Raw genomic sequence first — 13,661 nt, 5'->3', positions numbered from 1 at the left:
TCTCATTAACTATTATACATAATGTATTGGTATTTTCATCCTTCAATTAATGTGAAGTATTGGACATTTTTAGCACCCGCCTGCATTAAAACAGTTGTAGCATGCTCTAGAGTCGTCCCTGTGGTTTTTATATCGTCAAAAAGAAGATAATTTTTATGTTCGACTTGTGCATCCTCCTTTAAGCGAAAAAGTGGAGCTACATGTAGACGCTGCTCTCTATTTTTGGAGCTTTGTGTTTCTGTCGTTGTCTTTTCTAATAATTGCATAAAAGGAATATGCGCTGCCTTTAATAGTTCATCAGTATGCGAGAAAGTACGCTCCTGCTGCTTAAAAGGGTGCATCGGAATGGGTAGTATAATGGCTTTTTCTTTATTGAGACGATCATAGAGCTCCTGTCGAAATACCTTGGCAAGAGCCACATCTTGAAGAAACTTTAACTGGTGTAAGTAATCCTTCATCGCCTCATTATATTGATAAAGGGATGTAGCAGATTGAGAAGGTTCAAAACGAGCGGCACATTTTTCACATATAGTCGGCGAGAATTGCTTGGTTACAATCATTTTCCAGGAAATAGTTATTTTTAACGGCTGGGTGCATATTAAACAACGATGTTCTATTTTATTCATTCAGAAAATCCCTTCTTATTATAAAATTGAATTTTTGCGCATGCCTCATCCATTTCCACCGTAATACCGTGATGAAAGAATAGGACGTCCCCATCAGGAAATTGAACATTTCGTCCAACTCGACCTGCGATCTGAATGAGGGCACTGGCGGTAAAAATCAATGACTCTGCCCCTATAACAGCCACCTGTACATTGCTGATTGTAATGCCTCTTTCTAATATCGTAGTGGTTAATAAGCCGGGAACTTCTTTATTTCGTAGCTTTAACACCTTCTCCTTCCGCTCAGGGTCAGCTGCATGCACAGCTAATATGCCTTCATTTAACTCTTGAACAAGAGGTATTGCACGTTTCATTAAGTCAATTGTCGGGAAAAATAGTAAAAAGGGTTCCTTTTGGCGTAAGCGCTCCTCCACCCACTTTTTTAACCTTTTAGGGACTTTACCTCGCATAAAGCATTTATTATAGCTCCATAAAGAACGAACTTGTGGAACTGGTAATGGATGATTATGATAGCGTTTTGGAATAAAAGAGTGGCTTTCTTGCTGGAAAGTATGGAGTAATGATGCTGATGGGGTTGCTGTCACAAATACCAGAGGAGCATTTTCCTTTTTAGCCTTTTCTACTGCTCTTTGTAGAGTTTCATCAAATGTATAAGGAAAAGCATCTGCCTCATCTACAATAATGACATCAAATGCCTTATCAAATCGGTAGAGCTGATGGGTTGTTGCTATAACAAGCTGTGCATAGCCATTTTGGTAAGGTACTCCACCGTATAAAGCATGAATAACTGTTTCAGGAAAAGCCCGTTGAAAGCGTGGATACAGTTCTAACACTACATCTGTCCGTGGTGTAGCAATACAAATACGAAGCCCTCTCTTTAATGCATCATACACAGATGGGAAAAGTAGCTCTGTTTTGCCTGCACCGCAAACTGCATGTATTAAATGCGAGCGTTTTGCTTTCACACTTGCCAAGGTTTCATTAGCAGCCCGTTGCTGGAGTTCGGTGTATTGCCCGGTCCATTTTAATGAATGCTTGTTAATTTTTATTGCCTTGGGACCTGTCCAAATCATCAATTGTGTACAGCTACTGACTCTCCCCATCTTAATACAGTGTCGGCAGTAGACACATTGTTGCTGACATTTTGAGCAATCGAATTTTGTGAATAAGTGCGGGTCTGTATTATGACATCGATTGCATTTCATAGCTGGCTTCATTTGAATTCCTTCTATTATACTGACGAATTTTCGCTGTATTGCTTTCTCAATATCTTCAGATGAAAATGGCGAATGTTCTTTTAACCAAATGCGACCTTCATGAAAATCACGTAATGCTGGGGGCAACAGCCAACCCCTATATCTCATTAAAACCTCCCCTTTCATAGAAAAAAGCCTCTACTTTTGCTGTAGAGACTTCTCACAATTCGTTATTTTTTTGTCCATCCTAATCCCATCGATCCTTCACCTAAATGGGTACCAATAACAGGACCGAAATAGCTTAGTTTAAAGTTTACGTTCGGGTACGTTGCGGCTAATTGCTCTAGCCATTCTTGCGCTTCGGCAGGGCAATTCCCGTGAATGACAACAGCGTCCATCGCTGCATACTTTTTGGCATCCTCTGCTAGCAATTCTTCCGCACGCTTTAATGCCTTTTTACGTGTTCGGATTTTTTCGAAAGGTACAATTACCTTATCCACAAAATGTAAAACAGGTTTTACTTGCAATAAACCACCGATTAATGCTGCCGCAGAAGATAAACGCCCACCACGCTGTAAATGTGCTAAGTCGTCTACTATGAAGTAAGCACGAATAGACTGCTGCATGTCCGCTAATGCTGCAAGTATGTCTTTTGCTGAATGACCCTCTTTCGCCATTTCAGCTGCTCTTAATACGTAAAAGCCTTGAACAGCACAGGATATTTCACTATCAAAGGCATAAACATCAATGCCTTCCACCATTTCACCGGCCTGTACTGCGCCTTGGTATGTTCCACTAATACCACTCGATAAATGGATGGAAATAATCTCATCGTAATCTTTTGCTAGCCCATCAAAAAGAGCGACAAATTCTCCGATTGGAGGCTGTGTTGTTTTGGGAAATTCTTTAGCTCCACGCACCTTATCATAAAATTCAGATGCTGTGATATCTACTTCTTCTGCAAATAATTGACCTGAGATATTAACACTTAAAGGTATCATGTGAATGTTTAAGCGTGCACGTTCCTCAGCTGTAATATATGCAGTACTATCTGTTACGATTGCCGTCCTCATCCATGTCCACTCTCCTATAATTCTTAGTTTACAATCTATTTCTACTTGGTGCAATTGTTGTTCGTTATTGTTATTGCTCACGCTTTTGCGTATATTACGAAAAACAAAAAGAAATGAATGTGAAATGAATGACGAACGTCGGATTCCCGTTCTCGCCCTTCTAGAGTTATGCTAGTAAGCTAGCTTCCATTTCACATTCATTGTCTATGTATAATAGGCATATCTTCACTCAATTGTTATGTTGAATGAAGATAGCTTATGTTAATTTCCTGTACTTGACTGTGAGTCATCGCCAATATAAAAGACACTCGTCACTTTCCAATCATTGTCCTCTTTCACAAAGACCGTTACCTGACGTCCTGCACTTTCATGTTCGACATTTGTCTCAAGCTGAAGTGAGTGCATTTTCATGTTGGCAAATACTTGCGCCTCTTCTGATTCATACTTTGCGATTGTTACATTTTCTACTTCACGCTTAATATCAAATTGATCAAATACTTCTGATGCATATGTTTTTTCTTCATCGTATTTAAAACCCTTTGGATTTTTCGAGATTGTATTCATATAACGATCAATTTCTTCAGCATTTAATGCAGCAATATACTCATCAAAGGATGCTAAAATCGCCTTTTCATCTTCCGCTGGTACATTATCAGCCTTTTCTACGTTTCCACCCATCATTTCAAAGCCAACTGTACCATCCTCTATTACTTTATCTCGTTCTTCATCACTCATCTTTTCATCTTTATTACCACAGGCAGTTAACACTAATAAGATTAGAACTGCTAGAAAACTTTTCTTTAACATCAAAAAACCTCCCGCGCATATTGTAGCATATAAATGCTTTCGTAGGAATTTTGTTGTGCCTTTTCAACATTTAAGTGCTACATCTTCCTTATGACGCATTAGGCTGTAAAATGTTGCATGAATTGCTAGTTACCATATTAATACTAATGAAAAGTAATGTTACAAAATTGTGAATGACCTGTACTTCATCAAGTAAGTTCAATACAAATTATTACCAAAAAACAATAAAAAACTGTTTTAAAAACTACTTCAATTAAAAGTAGCTTTTAAAAACAGTTTTAGCAATTAGCGTACTTCAACCCAACCATTTTTAATGGCTGTTACAACTGCTTGTGTACGGTCATTCACATTCATTTTTTGTAGAATACTTGATACGTGGTTTTTAACTGTTTTTTCAGAGATAAACAGTGTCTCACCGATTGTACGGTTTGATTGACCATCTGTTAATAATTGTAATACTTCACATTCACGCTTAGTTAGCAAATGGAATGGACGACGAATTTCAGTTTGATGGAAGTTTCCTTTATTTTCATGTTCTGAAAGTCGTTTAAATTCTGCTACTAGGTTTTTCGTTACTTTTGGATGTAAATAAGAACCGCCGTTGGCAACAACTTTAATCGCCTCAACGATTTCATCTGCATCCATCTCTTTTAACATATAGCCAAGAGCACCTGACTTTAATGCATGTGTAACATATGTTTCATCATCATGTATAGACAGCATAATCACTTTTGCATCTGGAAATTCAGTAATTAACTCTGCCGTTGCTTCTACTCCGTTTTTGCCTGGCATGTTAATATCCATAAGTACTACGTCTGGTTCGTTTTCAGCGTATAACGTAACCACATCTGTACCATCGTCACCTTCTGCTACTACATCAAACGTATCTTCAAAATCTAAAATGCGTTTTACTCCTTCGCGGAATAGCTGGTGATCGTCTACAATAATAATCTTTGTCATTTGTCCTTTACCCCCTAAATTTCTGCAACCATTACATCATTCAGCTTTTAACGGTATTTTAAATAACACCGTCGTACCTCGATTGATTTCACTACTAATGGTGATAGTACCATTTAATATTTCAATCCGTTCTTTCATTCCTAATATTCCAAAGGAATGATCTTTCACTACTTGTGGGTCAAAGCCTATGCCATCATCTTTTACAACAATGTTGACGGCATCTTTTAACCATTCAAGCTTTACCCAAATGTCTTTACACTTACCATGCTTCATGGCATTTGTTACACATTCTTGTACTAATCGGAAAATGGATACTTCATAATTTGAAGGTATACGTTTTTCTGTACTTCTCGATTGGAAATGAATTTCAACACCTGGATTATATTCAGTCACTGTCGATAAATACTTCTTTAATGTCGGAATAATTCCCAAGTCATCAAGTGCCATTGGTCGTAGATCATAAATAATACGTCGCACCTCAGATAAAGCATTACGTACCGTTTTCTTTAAATCGGCAATTTCAGCCAAAGCCTTTTCAATACCTTTTTCACGATACGTTCTATCTATTAAATCAGTGCGCATAAGGACATTTGCAAGCATCTGAGCAGGTCCATCGTGAATCTCTCTTGATAAACGCTTACGCTCTTCCTCTTGAGCTGCAATAATACGTATCCCAAAATCCTGTTTCATTTTTGCTTGTTCAAGGGCTAAACCAACATTTCTTAAATCTGAAGTTAAGTAATTCAAAACGACATTTACCTGATTAACAATATGATCAGCACGTTCAATCGTATCGAGTAATCCTCTTAATCTTCTCTCTAGATCATCTCTTTTATCCCGTAGCTGTTTTTCTTGTGTTCTAATAACGGAGAGCTTTACTTGAAAATCATGTGCAGTTTCATATGCTTCTCTAACTTGTTCTTCGGTATAATTATCAAAAGCTTTACTCACTAGCACAAGTCGTTGCTTAGCAAGCTGCGTACTTTTTTCCAATGCATCGCCATCATCAATTACGATTGATATTTGTTTTCGAACAATTTCCAGCTCTTTTTGCATATCTTCAAAGCTTCTGCGGCTTTGTTCACTTATAATAAAGATATCATCCTTTGAGCTCATGATTGTATCTAACATTCGATTAAAAATGTCATCAAGCGACTTTAAATCGAAGGTATCATTTGAAAACATAGTATACTCCCCAGTCTAATGTCTTATGATTACTTACTAATTTAATAGACTAAAATCACATATTCCATAGTCTACACCTATTATAGCATTACCATGCTAAAATTTAATGCTTTTTCTTCATGAAAATTATAGAATAGAACTCTAGTTAAAAGGAGATTGATACGAATGAGAGAAAACTATTTAACAGTAAAAGGATATGGTGAAAGCGAAATTGTCATTTCCAAATCTCGCTTTCTCACTTATATAGAACGTGCAGAAACGGAAGAGGATGCAATTTCTTTTATAGATGGTATAAAAAAATTGCATCATAATGCAACACATAACTGCTCCGCATATATTATTGGAGAGCATGATCATATTCAAAAGGCAAATGATGATGGGGAACCTAGTGGTACTGCAGGCGTCCCTATGTTAGAGGTCTTAAAAAAACAAGGATTAAAAGATACGGTCGTTGTTGTGACCCGCTATTTTGGAGGCATTAAGCTCGGTGGTGGTGGTCTTATTCGTGCGTATGGAAAAGCAACTACAGAGGGATTAATTGCTGCACAGATAGTTGAACGTAAATTGCATCATTTCATGAAAGTAGCTATTGATTATACATGGCTAGGAAAAGTCGAAAATGAAATAAGAAGTTCATTCTATTCTTTAGAGGAAATACGTTATTTGGAGGGTGTTGAAATCATTGTTTCTGTGCTAAAAGAGGAAGAAGAACAGTTCCGAAGTTGGATAACAGAAATGACAAATGGACAGGCTACCATCACTTTCGAAGATGCTCAATTTGTAGAATTTATTGTCAATTAAATAGTTTTAATTGTCGAAACTAAATATGCATAGTATAATTTTTTTGTTAAGCTATTTTATTGTCCACACAATTACTTAGTTAAAATTGAATAAAATTTAGCTTTATCGCATTATTATTCCCAATAATTAGAGGAGAATATATTTATTATGAAAAAAAGATCTATTAGTCCGACTAAAAAGAGGTCTTCTAAAGCTTCATTAATTATAAAAGTTACACTACTCCTTGTTGCAAGCTTGGTGATTTGTGTAACGGCTTATGCTGTTTACCTTACAAAACAGGTAGAGCATGCTGCAGACTCAGCATATGAGGAGTTAGAAGGTCGAGAGGTTTCAACGCAACGTGTAGAGAAAGTAGAGCCTGTACAAGACAATGTCTCTATTTTATTTGTAGGTGTTGATGATAGTGACAATCGAGGGCAAGGTTCGGATCATTCACGCTCCGATGCACTCGTTTTAGCTACATTAAATAATAAAACCCATACAATTAAAATGCTAAGCATTCCTCGAGATTCATATGTTTATATTCCTAAAGTAGGTTATAAAGATAAAATTACTCACGCACATGCTATGGGTGGAACGCTTACTACTATTGAAACAGTAGAGGAACTATTTGATATTCCTATCAATTACTATGTACGTATGAATTTCAATGCCTTTATTGATGTAGTCGATGCTTTAGGTGGTATTGAAGCTGAAGTACCTTATGCTTTACATGAATTAGATGAGTTTGATAAGTTTACAATTAACTTACAGCCCGGCTTACAGCATTTAAATGGTAGTCAGGCCCTTGCCCTTGCAAGAACTCGTAAACAAGATAGTGATATTGAGCGTGGTAAACGTCAACAGGAAATTCTTACTTCGATTATTAAAAAAGTCGCTTCTGTTAAGTCTGTTACGAAATATGATGATGTCATTAAAGCTCTTGGTGATAATATGAAAACAGATATGACATTCACTGAAATGAAGTCCTTCTTATCTTATTTATCAAAAGGCGCACCACGTATTGATTCCTTAACATTAGATGGCACGGATGATACATCTACTGGTATTTATTATTACCAGTTAAATCAAGATTCTGTTGAAGAAACAAAGGAGATTTTCAAAAACCATCTTGGCCTAAATGAACAATCATCGAGCCTAACAAGTGGCAATACTGGAACAGATAGTGCTGCTAGCAGCGATGACAATTCAGTTACTGAATAGACCTTTCAGACCATAGACAAACAACTTGTCTATGGTCTTTTTATGTGGCTTCTCCATTGATTGACTACCCTTTTCATTTACCCCTCCTAGTAATCGATAAACAAGCTTATTTAAGTTTACCTTCTATTCCATTCCCTATATATAATCGGTTTAAAAGAGTTTCTCAGTGTCAAATGACTTTAATGGTAACCCTATTTAACAACAAAAAAGCAATCATACAAATTGTATGATTGCTTATATTTTATTTACTAAATATCCGTACAAAATTTAATAATGGTTTATAGTTTTTACCAGCCAATCCGATGACCTCTACAAAGATTTCAATAGCTGTTAGGATGACCGCTACAAGTAATATAGCTCCCCAAACCTTTGCCATAGAGAAAATGATAGCTGCTAATCCAAACATTACTGCAATTCCGTAAATAATTAGGACTGTTTGTCGATGTGTAAAGCCCATATCAAGTAATCGATGGTGTAAATGTGATTTATCTGGGTCAGACCATTTCTTTTTCATGCGAACACGACGAACAATCGCAAAAAATGTATCAGAAATCGGAACACCAAGGATAATAATTGGGATGATTAAAGCTACGAATGTAATATTTTTAAAACCAAGTAACGCTAACACAGAGATCATAAATCCTAGGAACAAAGCCCCTGTATCACCCATAAAGATTTTTGCTGGGTGGAAATTATAAAATAAGAAACCAAGTGAAGCTACAGCTAAAATGGCTGCTAACGCTAAAACAAACACATTGCTCATGATAAATGCCATGACAGCTAATGTAATCAGTGCAATCGTAGAAACACCTGCAGCTAGACCATCAAGGCCGTCGATTAAATTAATGGCATTCGTAATACCGATGATCCAAATGATCGTTAATGGAATACTTAATAAACCAAAGTCTAATGTACCTAAGAACGGTAGATTAACCATTTCAATTTCAATACCGCCTACAAAAACAACAATCAGTGCAGCAACTAGCTGACCAAGCATTTTTGCTTTCGCAGAAATCTCACGCATATCATCAATAACACCTGTGATTACGATTATACAAGCACCAATAATGATAGCTAATAAAGCCTCATTACTACCATGTTTTGTATGAACTAAGAATGAGTATAAAATCGTCACGCCAATAATAAAGGCAAGGAAAATGGCTAAACCGCCAAGTCTTGGCATAATTCGAGCATGTACTTTTCGATAGTTTGGTGCATCAACTGCACCTATTCTAAACGCTAAACGTTTCACTAATGGAGTTAACAAAATGGATGCAACAAACGCTGCTATTAAAGACACGTAAAGCATGTCTCTCCTCCTCAAATAAATAATCTACATTGAAATCCAAATTGATTATAGCATGAACAAGCATTGAAATATACTTTTTCTAAACATTTTCCACGATTTCACAAATATTTTGTACATTTTAGCATTAATAGATTCCTATATAGTCAATTGTAGTCACCATAAGTAAAATTTGATAGAATAATGGTGTGTCTAGCATTTAGACAACATTAAAGGAGCGTATATTTCATGTTCTCAATTTTCAAAAGTAATAAAGAGCAAACTAGTGCTCGTCAATTAAAACGCTACTACAAAATAGTAGATCAAATTAATAATCTTGAAGAAAAATATGTTAACAAGTCAGATGCCGAATTACGAGAAATGACTTTTATTTTCAAAGATCAATTAGAACAAGGTGAGCCTCTTACATCGATTATCCCGGACGCATTTGCTGTTGTACGCGAAGCCTCAAAGCGTGTATTAGGAATGCGTCATTTTGATGTGCAGCTTATCGGTGGTCTAGTATTAACAGAAGGTAATATTGCTGAAATGCCAACAGGTGAAGGTAAAACTCTAGTTGCCTCCCTTCCTTCTTATGTGCGTGCATTAGAAGGTAAAGGTGTTCATGTCATCACGGTTAATGATTACCTAGCAAAGCGTGACTATGAGCTTGTTGGTCAAATCCATCGTTTCCTTGGCTTAACTGTGGGTTTAAATGTACCGATGATGGAACCTGGTGAAAAGAAAGAAGCCTATAACGCAGATATTACATACGGTGTGGGTACTGAGTTTGGCTTCGATTATCTACGTGACAATATGGCTTATAGCTTAGCAGATAAAGTACAACGTCATTATCACTTCGCTATTATCGATGAAGTAGATAGTGTATTAATCGACGAAGCTAAAACACCTTTAATTATCGCAGGTAAAATGCCTTCTAATGATGAATTACACCGCATTGCTGCTATGTTAGCGAAACGATTCAAGAAAGATGAAGATTATGACTTTGACGATGAAACAAAGGCTACTTCTCTAACGGATAAAGGTATTGAAAAGGTTGAGGTTGCCTTCAATATTGATAATTTATATGACTTAGAACACCAAACACTCTTCCATTACGTAATCCAAGCAGTACGTGCACATGTTATGTTTAAGCGCGATGTTGATTACATTGTCAAAGAAGACAAAATCGAGCTTGTTGATATGTTTACAGGTCGTATTTTAGAAGGTCGTTCACTTTCTGATGGCTTACATCAAGCGATTGAAGCTAAAGAAGGTGTAACGATTACAGATGAAAATAAATCAATGGCTCAAGTAACAATTCAAAACTATTTCCGTATGTATCCAAGGCTTTCTGGGATGACGGGTACAGCGAAAACACAGGAAAAAGAAATTCGTGAAGTGTACGGCATGGAAGTTGTGCAAATTCCAACAAACCGTCCGCGTCAGCGTATTGATCAGCCTGATCTTATTTTTAACACACAGGAAGCAAAATATAAGTATGTTGCTGCTGAGGTTAAAAAACGTCATGAAAAAGGCCAGCCAATATTAATTGGGACAACATCGATTTTACAGTCTGAAACTGTAGCTGACTATCTGAAAAAGGAAAAATTAACATTCCAATTACTTAATGCAAAAACAGTTGAACAAGAAGTTGAGCTTATTTCACAGGCAGGTCAAAAAGGTCGTATTACAGTAGCGACAAACATGGCTGGTCGTGGTACGGATATCATGTTAGGTGATGATGTACACGAGCTTGGTGGTTTATATGTAATTGGGACAGAAAAGCATGAAAGCCGTCGTGTAGACAATCAGCTACGTGGGCGTTCAGGCCGTCAAGGTGATGTAGGCGAAAGTCGCTTCATTCTCTCTATTGAAGATGATATGTTCCGCCGTTACGCAAAAGAAGAAGTAGAAAAATTCTCTGCAAAAATGATTGTAAATGATCAGGGTATTATTCAAAATAAAGAGGTTCAAGAGCTTATTGACCGAACACAACGTATTGTTGAAGGTTCCCAATATGGCATGCGGGAATATAACCTAAAACTAGACGATGTTATCAATGACCAACGTACCGTTCTTTATGGACTTCGCGACAAAATTTTAGCTGGCGAAGATTTAATGGGTGAACTGAAGAAAATGCTACGTGAAACAGTTGATTTTGCTGTTCATGACGCCGCGCCAGAAGATGTATCTCCAATTGAATGGGATTACGAACAAATGGAGAATGCGCTTAACTCATTATTCATCACACCTGTTACAATTAACCGAGAATTAGGAAGAACAAAACAAATTCTTGCTGAAATTCAACCTTCTGAACAAGAACTGCTTGATCACATGGAGACATTCGCTGAAAACGAAAGAGTCATTGAGGTACTTCCTCAAATTATGCTTAGCCATATTGATAGCGGCTGGATTAAGCATTTAGAGGCCATGACACATTTAAAAGAAGGAATCGGTCTTCGTCATTATCAGCAAGAAGATCCAATGCGAATTTACCAACGTGAAGGATTAGAATTATTCGGTAAAAATTTCCAAGAATTACGTCGTTCTATTATTATAGAAATTATAGGCTTCATGAAAACAGTTGAGGCACAACAGGAGGAACAATAATGGGCTTATTTTCATTTTTTAAAAAATCAGATAAAGTTGTTCAGGAAAACACAATTGACTCAAAAGATTTACTAGGGAATACGACGAAAAATACAGGTGATAATCGCGATGTGGAAACAAAATTATCATTCCATCCAGAATGGGATGTCCCACAAGAGCAAAAATACATTTTTAACTTCCTAGCGAATGAGCTAGAGCCGTTGAAACCAAACCAATTATCGCTTTCTTCAATTAGTATTGAAGAGGGTCGAGGTGGAAAATGGTTAGTTCGTGCATTTTTCCGGTCCTCTCTACCTCAAGCTATTGAGCTAGGTGAAATCGAGCTTTTCATTATGGATAAAAATGATGAGCTTGTTGCATCTAAAAAATTCGATTTTAAAGCACTTGGTACAATACCAGCAGAAAGTGCTCGTCCATGGGTGTTTGAATTTGAAAAGTCTTCAATTAAAGTAGATGAAGTTCCCGAAGATGGCTGGAAAATTGCCTTTAACCTTGTGTCCCTTCGCGGTCATCAATTAGAATTAGATCCGTCATGGGAAAAACAGTTACCAGCAGAACAAAAAGAAGAACTTGAGAAAATTGTTAAAACTCTCCCAAAGCTAGGCGAGACAGAAGTGAATTTCACAGGTTTACAGGCCAAACTAGCTGACAATGGTAATTTAAACGTATCTATCTTTATTCGTAATGGACATAATAAAGCAATCAATCTAGAACAATTACCATTAGAAATTGTCGATGCTACAGGTAAACAAATTGCCAAGGGTTCATTTAAAATGGATCCAATCTTAACTGTCCAACCAAACTCCACAAAGCCCTGGACATTTATTTTCCCAGCAGAGCTTGTTGATGCTAAAGACGCTGATCTTTCACGCTGGACAGCTCGTGTAACACAATAACCTTACTCCCCTTTCTCTTTTAGAAGAAAGGGGGGGTTGTTAAAACAAAAAGCGATTTTTGCCTTGGCAAAAATCGCTACTTTTTATTTCACACTATCAAAACGTTTGTAGGCTACTAATTTAGAAGACCAGTAAGAGTACGTAACATCCGAAACTTCTACACCATCTGTACCCGCATGAATGAATTTATTATCACCGAGATAAATTCCCATATGAGAAATACCTTCTTTATACGTATTCTCAAAGAACACTAAATCGCCAGGTACTGGATTTTCTACATGAGTAGTATTACCGTAAAAATAGCCCTCACTGCTTGCTCTTCCTATTTTTAAACCACCTTGATTGAAGGTATAAAAAATAAAGCCACTGCAATCAAGCCCTACAGGTGTATTTCCACCATATAGATAGGGTGTACCAACCAATGTATTGGCAACTTCAACTGTTTTGTTATAAATTGCTTGTCCATTAGCTGTAGGATCTTTCGCTGTTACTTTTGATGGAGTGCCCGTACCTGAAGTCACATTATTATGTATAGAATCACCATCGGGTATCACTGCAGCTGAAGAAAGCTTCAGTACTTGTCCAACAAAAATTGTGTCTTTTTCAAGCTTATTCCAATCCATTATATCCTTAATTGTCACATTATATAGCTTTGCAATTTTTGATAATGTGTCACCCTTTGCTACTGTATGAGAACTAGTTGCTGGTTTTCCAGATGTTGATGGAGTGGCGGGCTTTACTCCCTCATTCGTTGATTGTTTTGGAATCTCAAGCTTTTGAGCTACATAAATCGTATCTTTCGATAGATTATTCCACTTCTTAATATCCCCAATCGTGACTTGATGATTTTGGGCGATTTTCGTTAAAGTATCTCCTTTTTGTACAGTATATGTTGCTGCTTCTGCTGTCTGTAATGCTAAAAATGAAGTTGCTAAAGTACTTAGAACAAGAATTCTCCATTTTTTTGTCTTTTGCATACCAAAGTGCCTCCATTCGTGCTAGAATATTCCCTTGTG

At 36.9% G+C, this 13,661-nt stretch carries 12 protein-coding genes; 4 read left to right on the top strand and 8 right to left on the bottom strand.

The features are described 5' to 3' along the window. Window positions 1–35: 35 nt before the first annotated feature. From PSR12_RS03295 to PSR12_RS03270, 6 genes are all read right to left on the bottom strand, one after another. Window positions 36–626 carry a ComF family protein gene (locus PSR12_RS03295; RefSeq protein ID WP_274771606.1) on the bottom strand — a complete coding sequence of 197 codons (591 nt, stop codon included), beginning with the start codon at window positions 624–626 and terminating at the stop codon, window positions 36–38. Next, entirely contained in the window at window positions 623–2,008 is a 1,386-nt protein-coding gene (locus PSR12_RS03290; protein WP_274771604.1) for an ATP-dependent helicase ComFA, read from the bottom strand. The genes PSR12_RS03295 and PSR12_RS03290 overlap by 4 nt, the downstream gene beginning before the upstream one ends. A 44-nt stretch (window positions 2,009–2,052) precedes the next feature. After that, on the bottom strand, window positions 2,053–2,895 hold the full coding sequence (locus PSR12_RS03285; protein WP_274771602.1) for a DegV family protein: 843 nt from the start codon (window positions 2,893–2,895) through the stop codon (window positions 2,053–2,055). Window positions 2,896–3,156: 261 nt separating this feature from the next. Further along, entirely contained in the window at window positions 3,157–3,702 is a 546-nt protein-coding gene (locus PSR12_RS03280; RefSeq protein ID WP_004227588.1) for a DUF3225 domain-containing protein, read from the bottom strand. A gap of 285 nt (window positions 3,703–3,987) precedes the next feature. Beyond that, the gene (locus tag PSR12_RS03275; protein WP_004227590.1) at window positions 3,988–4,662 is read right to left on the bottom strand and encodes a response regulator transcription factor; all 675 of its coding nucleotides are present in this window, start codon (window positions 4,660–4,662) and stop codon (window positions 3,988–3,990) included. Between the two features lie 36 nt (window positions 4,663–4,698). Next, complete coding sequence (locus PSR12_RS03270; protein ID WP_004227593.1) at window positions 4,699–5,847, bottom strand: sensor histidine kinase; 1,149 nt, start codon at window positions 5,845–5,847, stop codon at window positions 4,699–4,701. Between the two features lie 165 nt (window positions 5,848–6,012). Between PSR12_RS03270 and PSR12_RS03265 the strand changes: the two genes are divergently transcribed. Both PSR12_RS03265 and PSR12_RS03260 read left to right on the top strand, forming a co-directional pair. Then, complete coding sequence (locus tag PSR12_RS03265; RefSeq protein WP_274771601.1) at window positions 6,013–6,648, top strand: YigZ family protein; 636 nt, start codon at window positions 6,013–6,015, stop codon at window positions 6,646–6,648. A gap of 147 nt (window positions 6,649–6,795) precedes the next feature. Then, on the top strand, window positions 6,796–7,851 hold the full coding sequence (locus tag PSR12_RS03260; RefSeq protein ID WP_257521162.1) for an LCP family protein: 1,056 nt from the start codon (window positions 6,796–6,798) through the stop codon (window positions 7,849–7,851). 241 nt (window positions 7,852–8,092) lie between these two features. Here PSR12_RS03260 and PSR12_RS03255 read toward each other — a convergent pair whose 3' ends face one another. Beyond that, window positions 8,093–9,160 carry a glycosyltransferase family 4 protein gene (locus tag PSR12_RS03255; protein WP_004230902.1) on the bottom strand — a complete coding sequence of 356 codons (1,068 nt, stop codon included), beginning with the start codon at window positions 9,158–9,160 and terminating at the stop codon, window positions 8,093–8,095. 225 nt (window positions 9,161–9,385) lie between these two features. Here PSR12_RS03255 and secA2 point away from each other — a divergent pair, with 225 nt between their 5' ends. Both secA2 and PSR12_RS03245 read left to right on the top strand, forming a co-directional pair. Further along, window positions 9,386–11,749: an accessory Sec system translocase SecA2 gene (gene secA2, locus PSR12_RS03250; protein WP_274771599.1), complete on the top strand. Its 2,364-nt coding sequence runs from the start codon at window positions 9,386–9,388 to the stop codon at window positions 11,747–11,749. Beyond that, window positions 11,749–12,645, top strand: a complete 897-nt coding sequence (locus PSR12_RS03245; RefSeq protein WP_274771598.1) for an accessory Sec system S-layer assembly protein — start codon at window positions 11,749–11,751, stop codon at window positions 12,643–12,645. Before secA2 ends, PSR12_RS03245 begins: the two co-directional genes overlap by 1 nt. Window positions 12,646–12,728: 83 nt before the next feature. Here the strand turns inward: PSR12_RS03245 and PSR12_RS03240 are convergent, their stop codons facing one another. Further along, entirely contained in the window at window positions 12,729–13,622 is an 894-nt protein-coding gene (locus PSR12_RS03240; protein ID WP_274771597.1) for a C40 family peptidase, read from the bottom strand. Between the last annotated feature and the right edge of the window lie 39 nt (window positions 13,623–13,661).

The organism is Lysinibacillus sp. G01H (genome assembly GCF_028872195.1).
Taxonomy (GTDB): Bacteria; Bacillota; Bacilli; order Bacillales_A; family Planococcaceae; genus Lysinibacillus; species Lysinibacillus capsici.
Note: the sequence above shows the minus strand (reverse complement) of the source record. Positions and strands in the feature narration are given on the sequence as shown.